Raw genomic sequence first — 764 nt, 5'->3', positions numbered from 1 at the left:
AGCACCAGCACGGCGCCGACGAGGCCGCGTACACCCGCGACCGCGCCGGCGCCGACGACCGGTGCCGCCACCGCCAGGGCCAGCAGCGTCACGACCGCCATCGTGGTGAGGAACGAGCCCGGCAGCACGTGCAGGGCGCCGCGCAGCGCCACCGCGCCGGCGAAGCCGGACAGCACCGCCAGCGCCGCGATCCCGGCGAGCCGGACCGCGCGGGACCGGACCAGCCGGGTCAGCAGCACCCCCGTGGCAGCGATGACGAGCACCATCGGCAGGTAGCCCGCGGCGAGACCGCCGCCGCCCTGGTCGCGGGGGGCGTTGGGGACGACGTCGACGACCGGGATCACCAGGCCGGGCATGAACACCCGGATGCCCCGGGTGATCGCCTCGGTCACCGCGGGGCTCGCCGCGGAGGCCACCCGCAGGGTCAGCCCGGCGTCACCGATGACGATCGCCGCGTAGGCGTCCCGGTCGCGTAGCGCGCGGTCGGCGGCGGCGACGGTGCCGACGGTGTGCACCGAGAGCGCGCCGGGTTCCACCCGGCTGATCTGGTCGGCGAGCGCGGTCGCGGCCGGTTCCGGCCCGACGGTGAGGATGGGCAGGTCGCGCGGGCGAAGGCTGGTCGCGGAGGTGCCGTAGAGCCAGATCAGCAGCCCCATCAGCACCGCCATGCCGAGCGTGATCGCGCCCGCGCGACGCACCGCACGCAGACCGAGTGGATCACGCACCGGCCCGCCGGCGCCGACTCCCGCCGCGCCGCTCGCGCC

At 77.0% G+C, this 764-nt stretch carries 1 pseudogene; it reads right to left on the bottom strand.

Annotation, left to right across the window (positions count from 1 at the left end):
- Positions 1 to 764 (bottom strand): annotated as a pseudogene (locus MXD58_RS26050) (hypothetical protein); the annotation flags it as partial.

The organism is Frankia sp. AgKG'84/4, assembly GCF_023242965.2.
Taxonomy (GTDB): domain Bacteria; phylum Actinomycetota; class Actinomycetes; order Frankiales; family Frankiaceae; genus Frankia.
This window is presented reverse-complemented; position numbering and strand designations above follow the sequence as displayed.